Source organism: Acinetobacter sp. YH12064, assembly GCF_013419735.1.
GTDB classification, from domain to species: Bacteria; Pseudomonadota; Gammaproteobacteria; order Pseudomonadales; family Moraxellaceae; genus Acinetobacter; species Acinetobacter amyesii.
Map to the genome: position 1 here is coordinate 17,679 of NZ_VOZP01000010.1, position 17,690 is coordinate 35,368.

General features: G+C 42.3%; 10 protein-coding genes. 7 read left to right on the forward strand and 3 right to left on the reverse strand.

The window, feature by feature from the left end:
• Positions 1–85 precede the first annotated feature (85 nt).
• Complete coding sequence (locus tag FTU13_RS10635; RefSeq protein WP_180128250.1) at positions 86–1,504, forward strand: phosphate--AMP phosphotransferase; 1,419 nt, start codon at positions 86–88, stop codon at positions 1,502–1,504.
• 140 nt (positions 1,505–1,644) lie between these two features.
• Here the strand turns inward: FTU13_RS10635 and FTU13_RS10640 are convergent, their stop codons facing one another.
• Entirely contained in the window at positions 1,645–2,166 is a 522-nt protein-coding gene (locus FTU13_RS10640) for a hypothetical protein (protein WP_180024754.1), read from the reverse strand.
• Between the two features lie 179 nt (positions 2,167–2,345).
• Here FTU13_RS10640 and FTU13_RS10645 point away from each other — a divergent pair, with 179 nt between their 5' ends.
• From FTU13_RS10645 to FTU13_RS10670, 6 genes are all read left to right on the forward strand, one after another.
• Positions 2,346–6,140 (forward strand): exodeoxyribonuclease V subunit gamma, encoded by a 3,795-nt coding sequence (locus tag FTU13_RS10645; protein WP_180161111.1) that lies wholly within the window; start codon positions 2,346–2,348, stop codon positions 6,138–6,140.
• Entirely contained in the window at positions 6,137–9,907 is a 3,771-nt protein-coding gene (locus FTU13_RS10650; protein WP_257226687.1) for a UvrD-helicase domain-containing protein, read from the forward strand. The genes FTU13_RS10645 and FTU13_RS10650 overlap by 4 nt, the downstream gene beginning before the upstream one ends.
• A 194-nt stretch (positions 9,908–10,101) precedes the next feature.
• Positions 10,102–11,829, forward strand: coding sequence for an exodeoxyribonuclease V subunit alpha (gene recD, locus FTU13_RS10655; RefSeq protein ID WP_257226688.1), 1,728 nt, complete (start codon positions 10,102–10,104; stop codon positions 11,827–11,829).
• An 868-nt stretch (positions 11,830–12,697) separates the two neighbouring features.
• A complete protein-coding gene (gene rpsO / locus FTU13_RS10660; RefSeq protein ID WP_067761248.1) occupies positions 12,698–12,967 on the forward strand; it encodes a 30S ribosomal protein S15 in 270 nt (89 codons plus the stop codon).
• 272 nt (positions 12,968–13,239) lie between these two features.
• A complete protein-coding gene (gene pnp / locus FTU13_RS10665; protein ID WP_180035036.1) occupies positions 13,240–15,327 on the forward strand; it encodes a polyribonucleotide nucleotidyltransferase in 2,088 nt (695 codons plus the stop codon).
• A gap of 138 nt (positions 15,328–15,465) precedes the next feature.
• A complete protein-coding gene (locus FTU13_RS10670) occupies positions 15,466–16,734 on the forward strand; it encodes a magnesium transporter CorA family protein (RefSeq protein WP_180128254.1) in 1,269 nt (422 codons plus the stop codon).
• Positions 16,735–16,784: 50 nt separating this feature from the next.
• Here the strand turns inward: FTU13_RS10670 and FTU13_RS10675 are convergent, their stop codons facing one another.
• Entirely contained in the window at positions 16,785–17,219 is a 435-nt protein-coding gene (locus tag FTU13_RS10675) for a DUF2147 domain-containing protein (protein WP_180128256.1), read from the reverse strand.
• 158 nt (positions 17,220–17,377) lie between these two features.
• Positions 17,378–17,641 carry a YdcH family protein gene (locus FTU13_RS10680; protein ID WP_078192816.1) on the reverse strand — a complete coding sequence of 88 codons (264 nt, stop codon included), beginning with the start codon at positions 17,639–17,641 and terminating at the stop codon, positions 17,378–17,380.
• Between the last annotated feature and the right edge of the window lie 49 nt (positions 17,642–17,690).

Genomic DNA, 17,690 nt, shown 5'->3' on the forward strand with positions numbered 1-17,690 from the left:
TTGCATTTCAGCATATACATGAAAGCATTGTTGTGTGATGAACGGCATGGTTATACTCAAAACAGAATAAAACCAAGGGTCCGCCATGAGCTTAAAAGAAACAGAATTTCAATTGATGGATGAAGAACAACTCTCGGTTGAGCTAATTGAAGCGCAATATCAACTGAAAAATACCAGCCGTCAGCCTAATGCCAAAAGCGTGTTGATTTTAGTCAGCGGAATAGAGCTTGCGGGTAAGGGGGAGGCCGTCAAACAGCTCCGTGAATGGGTCGATCCACGTTACTTAAGGGTGAAAGCGGATGCCCCGATCATATTTAATCCAAAACAAACCTTTTGGCAGTCTTATGCACGGTTTATTCCTGCCGAAGGGCAAATTATGGTGATGTTTGGAAACTGGTATAGTGATTTGCTCAGTACCGCCATGCATGTGTCGAAGCCTTTGGATGAAACCTTATTTGATGAATATGTCGAGAACATGCGGGCTTATGAACGAGACCTAAAAAATAATCATGTCGATGTGATTAAGGTCTGGTTCGATTTATCTTGGAAATCTTTACAAAAACGTTTGGATGAAATGGATCCGAGTGAAGCGCGTTGGCATAAATTGCATGGTTTAGATTGGCGCAATAAAAAACAATATGACAACTTGCAACGTTTACGTCAGCGTTTTAGTCATGACTGGATCATTATCGACTGTGAAGATGAGCAAGTCCGTGATCAGCAATTTGCACAGTATATTTTACGCACTTTAAAACATTGTCCAACACATGAAACTAAAGCGGTAGGGCGTTGGAAACAAGCCAAAACACCACAGGCTTTATTGGAGCCAAGTACAGCCGTCGCTGATGAAGCTGATTATAAAAAAGAATTAAAAAAATTAAGCCGTAAGGTGGCTGAAGTTTTACGTTTTGATTCACGCAACGTGGTGATCGTGTTTGAAGGGATGGATGCCGCAGGGAAAGGCGGAGCAATTAAACGTATTGTTAAAAAGTTAGACCCACGCGAATATGAAATTCATACCATAGCAGCACCTGAAAAATATGAACTACGCCGTCCTTACTTATGGCGCTTTTGGAATAAAATTGTCCCTGAAGAGAAAATCACGATTTTTGATCGCAGTTGGTATGGTCGTGTTTTGGTTGAGCGGATTGAAGGATTTGCTAACACCGTTGAATGGCAGAGGGCATACGATGAAATTAATCGCTTTGAAAAGGACCTATATGACAGTCAAACGGTTGTCATCAAGTTCTGGTTAGCCATAGATAAGGATGAGCAAGCTGCAAGGTTTAAAGCTCGAGAAGAAACCGCGCATAAGCGTTTTAAAATTACTCCAGATGACTGGCGGAATCGTGACCGTTGGGATGACTATCTCAAAGCTGCTGCAGATATGTTGCAACGCACGAATACAGAATATGCACCGTGGCATGTGATTGCGACCAATGATAAGCATAGTGCTCGTTTACAAGTGCTAAAAACGATTTTAGCGCAGTTGAAAGCAGATTGATTTTATAAAAAAGCCACGCAATTCGTGGCTTTTTTCTTCATTTTCAAAACTCGCTCATTTTCAAATTTACTTCATCTTTAGATCTATGGTTTAAATCACTTTGATTCTTAAATCTTGTTGATGCGCTATACATCGTTTCGTTAACCATTGTTCGGCGTTGGGACAGGTTGGTTCGGAAATTTCTGTTGAATACGCTTCGCCAATTGGTAGCTTTCTTCTACATGGGTTTCAGCGACTTTTTTCATCACAATATAACCCAAACTGGCTGCCACTAATTGTCCACCTAATGGAATAAATTTAGTGACTTGTTTGGTAATATATTTTGCTGCAATGTTATTTAGCGATTTTTTCATCGCGGTTCGTGCAACCACTAAACCAGAAAATTCGACACCACGTTTACGCAGTTCTGTCCAATGAATTTGTTTGGTTTTTGGATCATACACACTAATTTGATCTGGCGCTAAACCAAAACGCGCATTAATTTCTGGAATGAGCTGTGACAAAATTCCGACGTCAATCACCACATCCAAAAATGGCACAGGAATAATGGCTGCACCTGCTGAAAAATAAGCACGTTTTTTAACGAGCTCTAAGCATTCAGCGCGAATAATGTCCAGATTTAAGTTAGGGTCGATGGAATCAGGAATGTTATCAATTTTCATAAGCAAATACCCTTAATACTGGATTGGTTTTTTTCTCATAAAGTATCATTAAGATACTTGTTTAAAAGCATTTTTTGCAATCTATTCTCTTGTCAAAGTCGCATAGACAGCCCAAGATGTATAGTAAATAATCATTGTTGTTTTGTAGTAGTTGGTCACTCAGGCTGTAAAGGTAATCCATGGCAATACATGTAATTCAGAGTCAAAGAATCGAAGTTTTGGTGGATTGTCTAATCAAAAAATTGAAATCAAATCAGTCGACTAATGCATTATCTGTCTTGCAAGAACGGCATATCGTGGTACCCGATCAAGCCATTGCAGCATGGTTAGAAAAACAAGTTGCTGAAAAAATCAGTATTAGTGCCAATATTAAGCATCATCGTAAAATTTTAGGGTTGCAGTGGAAAGCCTACGATTGGGCCTTGCCGAACAAACAAGACCGTGAGCGAATTAAAGGTATCAACATGCCGCCATTGATTATGCAATGGCGTATTTATAATGCTCTAGCCGGTTTTATTGCGGCTGATACGTTTGATGCTGCTCAGATTCCGACAGACGTGCAGCCCTTAGTTCAGCGTATTTTTGACAACACAGCACAACTCTCAGATCGAAAAAAACGTGAGCAAAAGCGCCAAGAAATGTTGTACTGGATCGCTGCTCAAGTCACCCGGCTTTTTACTAACTACATGGCCTTTCGTGGCAGTTGTATTCATACCCCTGATGAAGGTGTTGAGCAATGGATTTGTCCACATTGCGATACCGACTGGCTAAAAGCGTGGAGTCATAACCAGCCATTAAATATTATGCAACTCACAGGTCTGAAACCTGAACAAGCTGATGAATATTTACCGACGCAGGCTCGACAACTAGAGCAGTGGCAGCGTTGGCTGTGGCATCAAGTATTCAAAAAAGATTTTAATGACCGTCAGGAAATAGACAATAAATTTTGGTTTGCCTTGGCGCATGCTGAGCAAAATCGGCAGCAGCAGTTTGATCTGGATGCTGAGGATGCTGAGGATGATGAACGCGATGATGATGAGCGTCATCAAACCTATAACGGTTTACCTGAACAGATTTTTGTCTTTACTACCTTAGAACTACCACCTGCACAACTCAAATTTTTGTATCGTTTGGCGGCGTATACCGAAGTACATTTGTTGTATTTCAACCCATCGCGTGAGTATTGGGCAGACATGGTCGATCCTGTTTGGAAAGATCGTTATAACCTAAAATTGCAACAGCGTTATATTGAACGAAATCCTAATGTCAGCACAGCGCAAATTCAGGCCTATCTGAGTACGACCAATGCGGAATTTCGTGAATCACAGCATTCATTATTGACTCGTTTAGGCAAACGTGCGCGGGATAACTTTGCATTATTGGTGAATATGTCTGGTGGCGAAGGCTGGGAAGATATTTTTCCAGATACTGAGCCGACAACGCTGCTCGCTCAAATTCAATATGACATCATGACTCTAGAAGAGCCCGAACAGCATCAATATGCACTCGCGGTTTCAGATGAATCGATTCAATTTCATGTCTGTCATTCTAGCTTGCGTCAGTTAGAAGTTTTACGTGAGCAGTTGGTATATTGGTTGACCGAAGGCTCGGAACAAGAGCCACGCCATCCGAGTGATATCTTGGTCTTGGTACCAAATTTAAAAGAACTGGAACCGCATATTCGGACGGTCTTTTCGACGACTCGAGGCATGGGTCGCAGTGCTGTGGATTTACCTTATATTCCAGTAAAAATTGCAGGAGTGGTTAGTCAAGATATTCAAAATGCATGGAAAGCCTTTGTTGGACGCATTGAAATTAGCCAAGGTCGTTTTACCGCAGAAGATTTTCACGATTGGTTGAATTTGAATGCGGTGCAAGAACTGTATCAGCTCGACCATGTACAAATGGAACGTATGATGGAGCTGCTAATTCAAGCCGGTTTCCGTCGTGGTTTAGATGAACAGCACATGTTGGCTTATTTGTCTGAGCAAGACCGAGATTATCGTTATACCTTTAAATTTGCTTTAGACCGTTTGGCGTTAGGGATTGCGATTCCACAGCATGCCGTATTTGAGAATACCTTAAGTTTCGCAGGGGTGCAGAGTAGTGATTTTGAGTTGGTGCAAACCTTAATTCAGATCTATCAAGATATCAGTGCGCGTCGAGATTGGCTTAATCCGAACCTCAGTGCACAGACGGTCAAAGCGTGGTTGCAACAGCTAGATGCAGATTTAAAACCTTTTGTTGAAGCCAGTGGTCGAGCATTTGAAACCATACGCGGTGTGATGCGTGCAATGACACAACGACTGAAAAATGCCCAAAGTGAAAAAGTCGAGTCGCTACCAAATAGCTTTAATTTACCGCTATCTTTATTGCTCAAGGAGATACAACAAGGCATCGATGGTTCTGTCGATCAGATCGAACCAACTGGTTCAGTGACCTTTGCAGACATGGGTAAAATCCGTCAAGTCCCATTTTCACTGGTGGTGTTGTTGAACATGGATAGTGGAAAATTCCCACGTCGTGATCAGAAAGTACCTTTTGATTTAATGGATGTGTTTAAGCCAGTATTGGGTGATCGCTCACGTTTGGAAGATGATAAAGGTGCATTTTTAGATGCCTTGTTATTTGCCCGAAAGTCCTTATGGATTTTCTATAATGGCTTTGATGTCAATGGAGGTGAAAGTCGTGAACCATCATCTGTCATTTATGAGTTTAGCCAATTCCTCGCTCGAATGATTCAACCCCAGCAGTTAGATCAGCCACATGATGCCATGTTGGATTTGGATGGGTTACGAATTCCAGAGCAACTCGAACCGCTCTATCATATTTATCCTTTGCAGCCATTTGACCCGACAGGATTTCAGCAGTCGAAAAACGTACGATATAAAGATCAATGGTTTGCTGTGGCGGAACATATTTTAAATCAGTCTGGACAACGCCAACCCTGGATTAACCTTGATTATCCAGTGCATGATGCACAAGAAGTAAGGGTGTTAGATGGTCAGGAATGGATTAAAGATGTGGTATTCCCAGCTCGGGCATATTTGAAAACGCTTGGTGTGGCCAGTGTGTATACCGGTGATCAGTTACCACAGAAAGAGCCTTTATTACTTGACCGTTTACAGCAATACCATGTCCGTGAATTATTGCAAAAGCATTATGTGCAGCCTGCCTCTCGTGTCGATCAAACAGAGGATCAGAACACTACGATTCCATCTGAACCGGACATGGCCTTGTTCCAAGATGTACTGCCTGTGGGACATAGCCAAATAGCGACTTGGAAGCTCAGTTTGCAAGAGCAGGCACAGTTATTAGAGCGTTTAAATGGACGCCGTGTAACCGCGACCACCCTACAAAACCTACAGCTTGAACCGCATTTGATATTGAGCATCACCGTGCCTGAAGACCGTCAGAGTATGCATTGGTTAAGCTGTATGGCGTCTGGGGCAAAGCCTAAACGTCAGACGCAAACGTGGCTCGAATATCTACTGTGGTTGAGCTATTTAGACTTAGGCGATGAGGGCGCGACGTATCGTCGTGAAGTAATTTGTAATGATAAAAGCATTGTTTGTTGCGGATTAAGCTCTGCACAAGCCAAGCTGCAGCTCAGTGAATGGCTGGCGATGTGGAAACATGCACAAAAACGTCCTGTGGTGCTGCCTGCTGCCTTAATTCGCCAAGAAAAATGCACTTGGGTGGAAAATGAAACAGGCCAACTCATGCCAGATAATTTTGCAAAACTTCAAGAGGAATGGTTGAAAAATCATAGTTTTGGTGGTGTGGAGTTGGAGTCGAATGAAGCCAATAGCCACCATCGTGATTGGAGCTTTATTTTACAGCAACAAGCGGCAGATGAGCTTCTGGCATTGTCCTGTCGTTATTATGCAGAACGTTTATATCATGTGATGGATACCGAGGCAGATGACGGCCTAAAAAAACTTAATGTCATCAAGCCTGAGGTGAAAAAATGAATATGCCACAGCAAACGATGAATATGTCCACCAACCCGATTGCAGACATGAGCTTTACGGGACTGCATTGGATAGAGGCTTCTGCGGGTACAGGGAAAACCTATACGCTTTCCAGTCTGATGGTGCGGATTTTTCTAGATCGCTATATGCCGAATCAGGTCATTGCCACCACTTTTACTCGTAAAGCCACAGCGGAACTCAAAGCGCGGGTACGACTGCGGATTGAAGAAACCCGTGACTTTATTTATGGCCTGCTCGCGGCTTCTCAAGATGAGTTGGCCGAGCTTCAGCAAAGTTTGAGTGACCCTTTGTATCAGCAAGTGCTGAAAGATCATGGGCATCACTTAGATTATGCCTACAATCGGCTGAACGTGGTCTTACAACAATATGAAGAACTCTTTGTCGGAACTTTAGACAGCTTTAGTCAAAAGTTATTACGTGAATTTGCCTTTGAAAGTGGTCGTATCGAACAGGTGCAAATCAGTGAAGATGAAGATCTACATATTGAACGTATTATTCATGATTTATTAAGAGATTGGATTCAGCAGCAGCCTGCGCATTTGATAGAATATTTGCTGTTGAATCATCAGTTGAAAGGCCCTGAATACTATCTGGGCGTGGTAAAGGAAAGTCTAAACTTCCCATCGGTGGATTTACGTGTCCCTGAATTACCCGAAAATGCTTTGGCACATTTTGAGGCGATGTGTCATCAGCTTGCGCAAATGCTGCCTGCTGCTCGTGTAGAACTTGCAGCGTGTTTTGATGCCGCAAGTCATTATAAGAACCTTGTCGACGCTCGACGTTTTAATAAAGGGGCATTCTTTGTCACCTTTAACACACGCATTCCCGAGTTTTTACAGCACTTTGAAGATTCGGGTAGCCAAGGGGTATTGACTCAGTCCGACGTGTTACAAGCGACAATGAAAGCCATTCGTTCATTGTTTTATGATCTGAATAAAACTGAATTCAAGCCACGTGTCTTTAAAGACAAAGTCGTTGAAGAGCAGCCAGATGTCTCAAAAGAATTTTATCAACATGCTTTTGTTCAACAACTCCGAGCGGTACTCAGCGCTTATGAACATATCAATCAAGCAGAGCAATTTCTAAACTTTTATTTGGCGCAGGAAGTCAAAAAGCGTTTACCTCAAGTGTTGTCCCACGCTGGCGAAACCACCTTTTCACAACAAATTAGGACCTTATCGGAAGCCTTACAGCAAAGCTCAGCAGCAGGGAAAGACAGTTTCGCCGCTCATGTTTTGGCACGATATCCGCTGATTTTAGTCGATGAATTTCAAGACACCAACCAAGATCAAGATGACATGCTATCCAGTATTTGGCGGGTCAAGGAGCGCTTACATCAGGGTTGTATGATTATGGTCGGCGACCCCAAACAGGCGATTTATGGGTTCCGTGGCGGTGACATGCTGACCTATCGTAAAGCGCGTCATGATATTCAAACTAAGGGTGGACGTTGTTATACCTTGAACAAAAACCATCGTTCAGTCAAAAATTTGGTTGAAGTGGTGGATGCCTTGTTTCATCGGCAAATGGATTTTGGTGAGCAAGTTGAATACACCCCAATTCAAGCAGGGGAGCGCGAGCATCCTCCGTTGATTGATCATGATCAAGTCAATCCACAACCGCTGCGTTGGTTGGCTTTGGATGAAACGCTAAATGAAGCTGAACAAGTAGCTTGGCAGATTCAGTCATTACTCAACCAAGCTCAGCAAGGACATTTATATTTTCAAGACAACAATATCCAGCGAGCACTGACAGCAAACGATATTGCGGTCTTGGGGCAAAACCATTTCGACTTAGAGCAAGTGCAACAATGTTTATTGCAGCTGGGCGTTCCTTGTTATAAAGCCTCTCGGGACAGTGTCTATAAAAGTTCCGTCGCACAAGATGTTGCCGCTTTGCTGACGGCGATTTTAAATCCTTATCAAGAAGCCAAGGTGAAACGTGCGCTGCTGAGCCGTTTATTGGGTTTTGATCTGAAACAACTGGTCGCACTCGAACAGCAGGCAGATGGACTGAGCGAAATTATCGAAAAACTCGAACAGATCCGACAAATTTGGAATGAGCAAGGATTCCGCAGCGCGTGGAATAGCTGCATGACGGTCTTTCAGGTGTGGACGCGTTTGGTGGCTGGGCAAAGTCGAGATAATGAACGCACAGTGGTGAATTTACGCCATATCGCAGAATTATTAAGTCAGCAAAGTGAACATTACACAGGTGCACATAAGCTTTATCAATGGTTTATTCGCCAAATCAATTTAGGCATCAATAATGAAAGCACCCAAGAGCGAAAATTGACTGGGCAATTGGGGGTGCAATTGATGACGATCCATGCATCCAAAGGCTTAGAGTTTGGTTGTGTATTTTTATTGGGAGCAAATGCAGGCTTAAGTGAAAAAGGCAATTTGAATTTTTCACTTAAAGACAATCAGCAAAAAAGCCTTGGGTTAGAACGTGTGATTGCCGTGAAGTCTTCGGACTTACCCGAAGATGATATTCAACAAAATGATGCGCGCAATGAAGCAGAGCATCATCGCTTGTGGTACGTGGCGTTGACCCGTGCCAGTTATCGTGTCTATGCTGTGCTACGTCATCATGAAGTCGAAAAGAAACGAATGGCAGAAGCGCGTTCAGGACTGACTTTTTGGCGTGGAAGCGAACCTGATCTGTTCCAACATGCAGAAAGTGTGGATGCTGATGTTTTGCGTGCAGCACCACCGATTTTGACTCAGACTCAGGTTGAAGCTGTTGTATTAGACGCGGCAGAAATTCCTAACAGCCATTTTTATCCACGGGAAACCACCAGCTTTACCGCGCTCACGCGCACGACACATAAGGCACATATACAACGTGACCAACTGGCAGCGGTCATGACCGAGCCAGAAGACAGTGCTGCCGATGAAGTTGAACAAATTGAAATCATTGAAGCAGAAACTGCAGAGAAAATTAGCTGGATTAAACGGCATTTTCCAAAGGGAACCAAGCCCGGAAGTTTCTTGCACAAGTTGATGGAAAAAGTTCGATTTAGCACTCCAGAAGATAAGTTGGCCAAAGCCATCGCATCGCGCTTTCACAGTGATGTTGAGTTTGATTCGCCGCAAATATTGCAAAATTTGATTAAACAGTTTGGGCAAACGGCGAACCCTGAACAAGACGAAGCTGAACTGATTGAAGAAATGCAGGAATGGTACAGTCAAATCATTCATACACCGTTGCATGATGGTTTTAGCCTGCATCAGTTAAACGATGGCGAATACCGTTCAGAAATGGACTTTCATTTAAGTATGGCGGATCGTGCATTGGCAATACGTAAAATACGCATGCTATTTGAAAGCCTAAATGAGCCAGATTTACAGATACAAGATTTGAATGATGTGTTTACGGCACGCTATCTGACGGGGTCGATTGACTTGGTATATTATGATGGTCAGCGTTATCACATTGCCGATTATAAAAGTAATTTCTTAGGCGATCAGACCGCACATTATAATCATGCCTATATTCGAGAAAGTATGAGTCATTCTAGTTACTGGTTGCAGGCGGCTTTATATTTGGTGGCCCTACATCGTTATTTGAAAGCCGTGATGAAAGACTATGACATGACGCAGCATTTGGGTGGGGCGAGTTATTTATATCTTCGCGGTATGGATGGACAGTCCGATCGTGGGGTATATCACTGGAAGCCGGCGGATACATTCATTCAAAACCTCGATGCAATATTGAGCGAAAAGGTTGTGGCTAAAACGTGAATAAGCACGAAAAAGATAAAAATATTCACGCTGAAACAACAAGTTGCATTGTGGATAAGTTTGAGGATAACTGTGTGGAAAATGATCAAAAAGCCTTATCAGCCCAGCCTTTGCACGCGGGACAAGAAAATACTGTAGAAACGCAGGTTTTAGTTCCCCAAAATACCCAAGAAAAAGCTGATTTAGATGCGGTTTTGCCGGATTGGATTGACTATTTAATCCAACATTATTTACCCAATCAGGCCAGTCATCCTGCTGCAAATCAGTTAATTCAACAATTGATGCAAGCCGTGGAAAAAGGCGATAGTTGTATTTTGGCCGAAGATGCGCAGATTCAATGTTTGGCTCAGATGGTTCAGCACGAGCAAGCTGAAAAAACACCTGTTGCGCCTTTTATTTTTGATTCACAGCGACTTTATCTTTATCGCTATTGGGCACTAGAAAATGCTTTAGCCAAGCAAGTTGCACGTTTAAAACAGCAAACAGAGCAAAATCTTAATCAAACGCAGATGCTTAATATTGAAAAGGATTTACTGACCGATCCTCATCAGATCCAAGCACTGCACATGGTGTGTCAGCACAATTTTAATATCATTACCGGTGGGCCTGGGACAGGTAAAACCTATACCTTGGCTCGGATTATTGCCGTGTTGAATGAGCAAAATCCAAATTTAAGAATTGCCATGGCAGCGCCGACAGGAAAAGCGGCGCAGCGCATGGAAGAAGCCTTACAAGCAGCGTTTAAAGATCCTGCATTGCAGCATTATTCGATTATTCACAAACATTTGAAACCCGTGACTTTGCATCGTCTATTGGGATTAGGGACGCGCGCTATCCCGCGGTTTAATGAACGTCAACGCTTACCCTATGACGTCATTGTGGTCGATGAAGCCTCTATGTTGGACTTAAGTTTGGCGCAGATGCTATTCGCGGCAATCCCTCAGAACAGTAAGCTGATTCTATTGGGGGATGCAGAACAGTTGGCTTCGGTCGATGTTGGCGCAGTTTTGGCTAATCTTCAGGATGTGGATGCCTTACAAGCCAACCGTACACATTTACAGACCAGCCGCCGTTTTGTACAGGGTGCAGCCATTGGTGAGTTTGCTCGTTTTATTCAACAACAAGAACAACAGCAAACAACCACAGAAGTTCTGGCGAAATTCGAACATCAGGTGGTATCTGCATCCGAACTTCAGCCGATTCAACTGACACCGAATATGAGCGATGTGATTCAGTTGCAATATCTCCCCGACGCTACAAACAGTGCGGCACATTGGGCAAAATATTATGATCAACTGATGTATGGTTTTCAGCCCTATGTGGCATGGTTAAAACAATGGCCAGAGCAACCCGCTGAATATGCAGATTGGTTAGCCCAATTGATTCGCTATTTTGATGATTATCGGATTCTATCGGCCATTCGACATGGAAAATTAGGCTTACACGAACTCAATCAGCAGATTGAACTTCGGGTCTTAAATGCCTTGGGTGTGTTGAAACAAGGGGATTGGTATGTCGGTCGTCCAGTCATGATGACCTATAACGATTATCAACTTGGACTATCAAATGGTGATATTGGGATTTGCTTAAAACGACCGATGGCGGAAAAGTCGCAGTTTGAGGTTTATTTTCCGAGTTTGGATAAATGGGTTGTGGCAACACGGTTACCTAAAAATATAGAAACTGCCTATGCATTGACCATACATAAGTCTCAAGGTTCTGAATTTACCCATACGGCGGTAGTTTTGGAAAATCATGCAACCGAAATGATGAGTAAAGAGCTGATTTATACCGCTATCACACGTGCAAAAAAAGTGGTGAGTTTACTTGTTGCAAAAGATGCATTGGCAAAAGCGCTTATAAAAAGAACAGCACGAGTTAGTGGTTTGTTAGAAAAAATTAACAATCACCTATCTTTGTAAAGCCTGGGCAAAATGTACCGTATTTTGTAAGAAATAGCTTACATTGATTCAGGAGATTTGCGCATAGAGCTTCTTAGAGCTTTTTGAGAAGATGACTTCACAGAAAAAGAACTCAACACGGATGGTTGAGTAAAATCGCAAAAGTATAAGAATAACGTCAAAAGACAGCGAACTTACAGTGAAGTAAGGAAATAGGAAACTTACAGCCGCTAAGCCTTGTAGTTTTGGGAGAGACTACAAGGCTTTTTTATGTATAGAAAATAAGAAATGCCTATATGCTGTAACAGAAAAGAAATAGAGCTTAACCGATGTACGAAAAAGCTTACATATAGATACGAAAAATACGACTTTTATCTAACAGCCGTTGTGGCAAAATCTACCACATAAGGAAGTGCAAGTTAAAACATGGAATGTTTAATATAAGGACGCGGAAAAGCGCCACATAAAACAATAAATAATAAAACAATAACTAAAAAAGAAGAAACTACAGCGCAAAAAAGCCCGAGCCCAGCTCGGGCTTTTTTTTTAATCATTCCAGTTTGAGTTTTGTATTCTAAACATCGAGTGGCAAAATGTATCAAAAATAAGTTTAAAATTCATTCAATAATATGGAATTCAATGTGTTGGAAATATGCAGTTTTGTGTCGTATAGAGTGTCGAAACATATAAAAAATTTATAATGGAATCGAGAGGAAAAATAAGGCGTTATTGTCATTAACATAACCTGACGAAGTCGGCTATCTCTTTTTGCAATTAAGACGATTTTCCCTTAATATAATGCACTTGCTGTAGTGATGCACGGCAGTCAGCTGATTTATCAGTTGATTCGTATCAAAAGTTAACTTTATAAGCATCTCGGAGAAATCGAATGGCTTTAACAAACGCAGATCGCGCAGAGATCATTGCAAAATTCGCTCGCGCTGAAAACGACACTGGTTCACCAGAAGTTCAAGTAGCTCTTTTAACTGCTCAAATCAATGATTTACAAGGTCACTTCAAAGAGCACAAACACGACCACCATAGCCGTCGCGGTCTTATTCGTATGGTTAACCAACGTCGTAAGCTTCTTGACTACCTTAAAGGTAAAGACGCTACTCGTTACAGCGCATTGATTGCTGCTTTAGGTTTACGTCGTTAATTCGATTTAAACTTTTATTTTCGGACTATTGCATGCTAAGTGCCGTATTACTGAAAACTAAAGTCTATCCAACCTTGGTTGGATAATGGGGAGGGGCGATGATTCGCTCCTTCTTTGTGTCTTAAATTAGTATTTTAAATTAATGTTTTTAATCTCTAGTGAGGTCGGCTTCTAAGCTTTGTCATTTATGTTACAGCGTTTGGGGCGTTGAATGAATGCCAAACCTTAGGGGTCTCCACTAGAATAAAATCAGGAAAAAATAAAACATGTCGATGTTTAATATTATTCGTAAAGAATTCCAATATGGTCAGCATCAAGTTGTCCTAGAAACAGGTCGTATTGCGCGTCAAGCGAATACTGTGATCATCACTATGGGTGGTGTACAAGTTCTTGTTGCTGTTGTTGCTCAGCCAACAGCGAAAGCAGGTCAAGACTTCTTCCCATTGACTGTTAACTACCAAGAAAAACAATATGCTGCAGGTCGTATTCCAGGTGGTTATGGTAAACGTGAAGGCCGTGCGTCTGAAGCTGAAACGCTTATTTCACGCTTAATTGACCGTCCAATTCGTCCATTGTTCCCAGAAGGTTACTACAACGAAATTCAAGTGACTGCGACTGTTATTTCTTCTGATAAGACAATGGAAGCTGACATTGCTGCAATGTTAGGTACTTCAGCTGCACTTGCAATTGCAGGTACACCTTTCCGTGGTCCAATCGGTGGTGCTCGCGTTGGTTTAATCAACGGTGAATACATCCTTAACCCGAATCACGAACAGCTAAAAGAATCTGACCTTGACCTTGTGGTTGCAGGTACAGAATCTGCGGTATTGATGGTTGAATCAGAAGCGAAAGAACTTTCTGAAGACCAAATGCTTGGCGCTGTATTGTTCGGTCATGACGAAATGCAAATCGCGATCCAAGCGATTAAAGAATTTGCTGCAGCTGCTGGTGCAACAGAGTCTACTTGGACTGCACCTGCGAAAAACGAAGACCTTCGTGCAAAATTAAAAGAAGCGTTTGAAGCGAAAATCTCTGAAGCATACACAATCGCGGTTAAACACGATCGTTATGCAGCACTTGATGCGCTTCAAGCTGAAGCTGTTGCTCAATTCGTTCCAGAAGATGACGTTGATGGTATCGCTGACGACTTAGCTGAATTATTCGAAGACCTTAAATACCGTACAGTACGTGACAACATCTTGTCAGGTAAGCCACGTATTGATGGCCGTGATACGAAAACAGTTCGTGCGCTTGACGTACAAGTTGGTGTATTAGACCGTGCTCACGGTTCTGCATTATTTACACGTGGTGAAACTCAGGCGTTGGTAACAACAACTTTGGGTAATACACGTGATGCGTTAATGGTGGATACATTAGCAGGTACGAAAACTGACAACTTCATGTTGCACTACAACTTCCCTGCATACTCTGTAGGTGAAACTGGTCGTGAATCTGGTCCTAAACGTCGTGAAATCGGTCATGGTCGTCTAGCGCGTCGTGGTGTACAAGCTGTTCTTCCTGCAGCTGACCGCTTCCCGTACGTGATTCGTATCGTATCTGATATTACTGAATCAAACGGTTCATCTTCAATGGCGTCTGTATGTGGTGCTTCTTTATCACTTATGGATGCTGGTGTGCCAATTAAAGCGCCAGTTGCTGGTATTGCGATGGGTCTTGTGAAAGAAGGCGAACGTTTCGCAGTGCTTTCTGACATCTTGGGTGATGAAGACCACCTTGGTGATATGGACTTTAAAGTAGCCGGTTCTGCAAACGGTATTACTGCACTTCAAATGGATATCAAAATCGAAGGTATCACTGAAGAAATCATGGAAGTTGCATTAAACCAAGCGTATGCAGGTCGTATGCACATCTTAAATGCAATGAACCAAGTGATTTCACGTGCTCGTCCTGAAATTTCAATGCATGCACCTACATTCCAAGTGATCAACATCAACCCTGATAAGATCCGTGACGTGATTGGTAAAGGCGGTGCAACAATCCGTCAAATCACTGAAGAAACCAAAGCGGCAATTGATATCGAAGACAACGGTACAGTTCGCGTATTTGGTGAAACCAAAGCGGCTGCTTCTGCTGCTGTTGCGAAAATCCAAGCGCTTACTGCTGAAATCGAACCAGGTACAATCTACACTGGTAAAGTAATCCGTATCGTTGAATTTGGTGCGTTTGTAAACATCCTTCCAGGTACTGATGGCTTACTTCACATCTCTCAAATTTCTAACGAACGCATTGCGAACGTTTCAGACGTATTGTCTGAAGGTCAAGAGATCAAAGTACAAGTTGCTGATGTCGACAACCGTGGTCGTATCAAATTAACCATGAAAGACATCGAACAAGCTTAATGGTTTGTTGATTCACAGGGTTTCGGCTCTGTGAATGGATTCTAAAAAGCCTTGAGTGTAGTCAGAGTATGAACTTTGACTTGCTCAAGGCTTTTTTTATGGCATCATGCAAAAAGTAAACACAATAATAAATGAGATATGCAAACCTATTATTTTTTTCAGCATCCAACAGCCGCGCATATCTATGTGCAAGACCAAGTGCAATGTGAGCATCATCCTGAACTTGAGCCTGAGTTTATTTGGATTGATTGTACCCGTGAAGATGTCGTCAACCGCCCAGAGCAGTGGCAGAGTGATATTTTTCAGGCATCAGATCTACGGGTCAATGAATACCATCTGCGGGATATTTTAAATTTAGAGCATCCGTGTGCCTTTGACACACTCGATGATTATGATTTATTAATTTTTAGAAAAATGGTCACACCCGATGACCAAATTGCTGCAGGTGCAGAAGCTCTTGAAAAGCATGAGCGGGTCTTTGGTTTGGCGACCACTCCGATCAGTTTTTTGATCACGCCCCAAGTGCTGATTACGGTGCGCGAAAAAGGCAACAAAGCCATTGAAAGTTATATCCAACGGCTTGAAACTTTAATGTCTCGTCCGATTGATGAACAAAATAAACCACGAAAATTAGCCATCACACCCTTAGATTTGGCATTGCGCTTACTGAATAATATGGTAGATGGTTACTTGGATTTACGTGTTCCTTTGACCCGCCGTGTCGAGTTTTGGCAGCAAGAATTGCTGCAAGGGCATCGGCGTTTTACCAAGTGGCATCAGCTGCTGCAGGAAAATATGGCTTTTCAGCAAGTGGAAAATTTGTGTGAAGAGCAAATTGAAGCCTTGCAAGAACTGCGTGATGAAGTTGTGGATAATTACCCACATTTGAAAGGAAAAAAGCGCAGTGAAAAGCAGGATATCATGCTGGTTCGCGTAGATGATTTAACCAGCCATATCGAACGCATTCAAAAACATACCACCCGATTACGCAGTGCCGTGCAGGCCGCCATTGATCTGCATTTTTCAGCCGTTGCTAACCAAACCAATGAAAATATGCGGATTCTGGCGATTATTACGGCAATTTTCGCACCATTAACCTTATTAACCGGTATATACGGTATGAACTTTGAGTTTATTCCGGGACTCAAATCGCCAACCGGTTTTTGGATCATGCTCGGCATCATGCTGATGACCACGATTTTACTACTGTATTATTTTTATCGACGGCATTTGGTCGGGCGCGGTGAAAAAAGCGTGATTGATATGTTGGCACAGCAGCACGGCGATCAACACATGAATCTGTTTTGGTTTATGGATTATGAACCAATCAAACAGACGGTGAAGGGCACAGTCAAAGGTACGGTTAAAACCATGAAAGAAATTGAGAAGCTGACGAAACTCAAATAATTCGCATCAGCTTCTCAGAAGGATGGGTTTAGTTGCTAATCATTACGAATTCATGTGGTGCTACGTCCGAGTGCGGACACGTCAATATAGCCGCGCATGGTTAAACGTTTGCCATTTGCACTCAGCTTGCCTTTGCCTTTATAGACATTGCCCGAGAGGGGATCCAGTACGGTTCCATTGCTATATTCATTTGGATGTTGTGGGTCTGGTTTAAATCCTTTGATAATTTCGAGGCCCACCAAGGGAGCATTTTTGAGTTTGCCATTACATTTTAAGCATACTTCAACCAAGGGTTTGTACGGCAATGGGCATATTGCAGTGAGTGTTCCGCTATACGTCCCATCAGCATTTTTAACGACGGTGACATCGCCGCGTGAATATCCTATTTGGTCATCAATTGTTTTCCAAACACCGGTCATATCATTGGCATGCAACAGACCGCTGAAACTGAGTAATGCTCCAAATAGTACATGATGTATTTGCATGATGAATCCTTTGTCATGATTTTATTGTTTTTTAAAAATCTGCAGTACAACGCGATTTGACCGATCCTTATGGTCTTAGTAATTCAATTGCGTAGCCTTGTGGGTTGTACTGCGAACGACATGCATCATGAAAAATCCCCTATACATGAATCGATATCTCAAGAGATATCATCATTTTCGTTACTTTTCAGCAAGCGATAAATTTCATCTTTTAGCTTTAATTTCTTACGCTTAATGGTCTCAATATCCGTGTTATGGTGATTGACAGGATTTAATTCCAATTGAATAATTTCACGATCTAACTCATCATGTTCTTCAAAGATCCGTGCAAAATATGGATTTTCATCACGTAACTGAGAGACCAAATCACGGTACTCAGGAAACATGTTTTTGACTTTTTTATTGCAATCTCGTGTTTTCATGGTTGTCGATCACTTCCTCTACAAGACAAACTCTACAAGAAAAGACAAA

What these genes read in the sequence shown, in the direction of transcription:
- FTU13_RS10635 (WP_180128250.1), top strand. Translation starts at nt 86, where the DNA reads ATGAGCTTAAAAGAAACAGAATTTCAATTGATGGATGAAGAACAACTC.
- FTU13_RS10640 (WP_180024754.1), bottom strand. Translation starts at nt 2,166, where the DNA reads ATGAAAATTGATAACATTCCTGATTCCATCGACCCTAACTTAAATCTG.
- FTU13_RS10645 (WP_180161111.1), top strand. Translation starts at nt 2,346, where the DNA reads ATGGCAATACATGTAATTCAGAGTCAAAGAATCGAAGTTTTGGTGGAT.
- FTU13_RS10650 (WP_257226687.1), top strand. Translation starts at nt 6,137, where the DNA reads ATGAATATGCCACAGCAAACGATGAATATGTCCACCAACCCGATTGCA.
- rpsO (WP_067761248.1), top strand. Translation starts at nt 12,698, where the DNA reads ATGGCTTTAACAAACGCAGATCGCGCAGAGATCATTGCAAAATTCGCT.
- pnp (WP_180035036.1), top strand. Translation starts at nt 13,240, where the DNA reads ATGTTTAATATTATTCGTAAAGAATTCCAATATGGTCAGCATCAAGTT.
- FTU13_RS10670 (WP_180128254.1), top strand. Translation starts at nt 15,466, where the DNA reads ATGCAAACCTATTATTTTTTTCAGCATCCAACAGCCGCGCATATCTAT.
- FTU13_RS10675 (WP_180128256.1), bottom strand. Translation starts at nt 17,219, where the DNA reads ATGCAAATACATCATGTACTATTTGGAGCATTACTCAGTTTCAGCGGT.
- FTU13_RS10680 (WP_078192816.1), bottom strand. Translation starts at nt 17,641, where the DNA reads ATGAAAACACGAGATTGCAATAAAAAAGTCAAAAACATGTTTCCTGAG.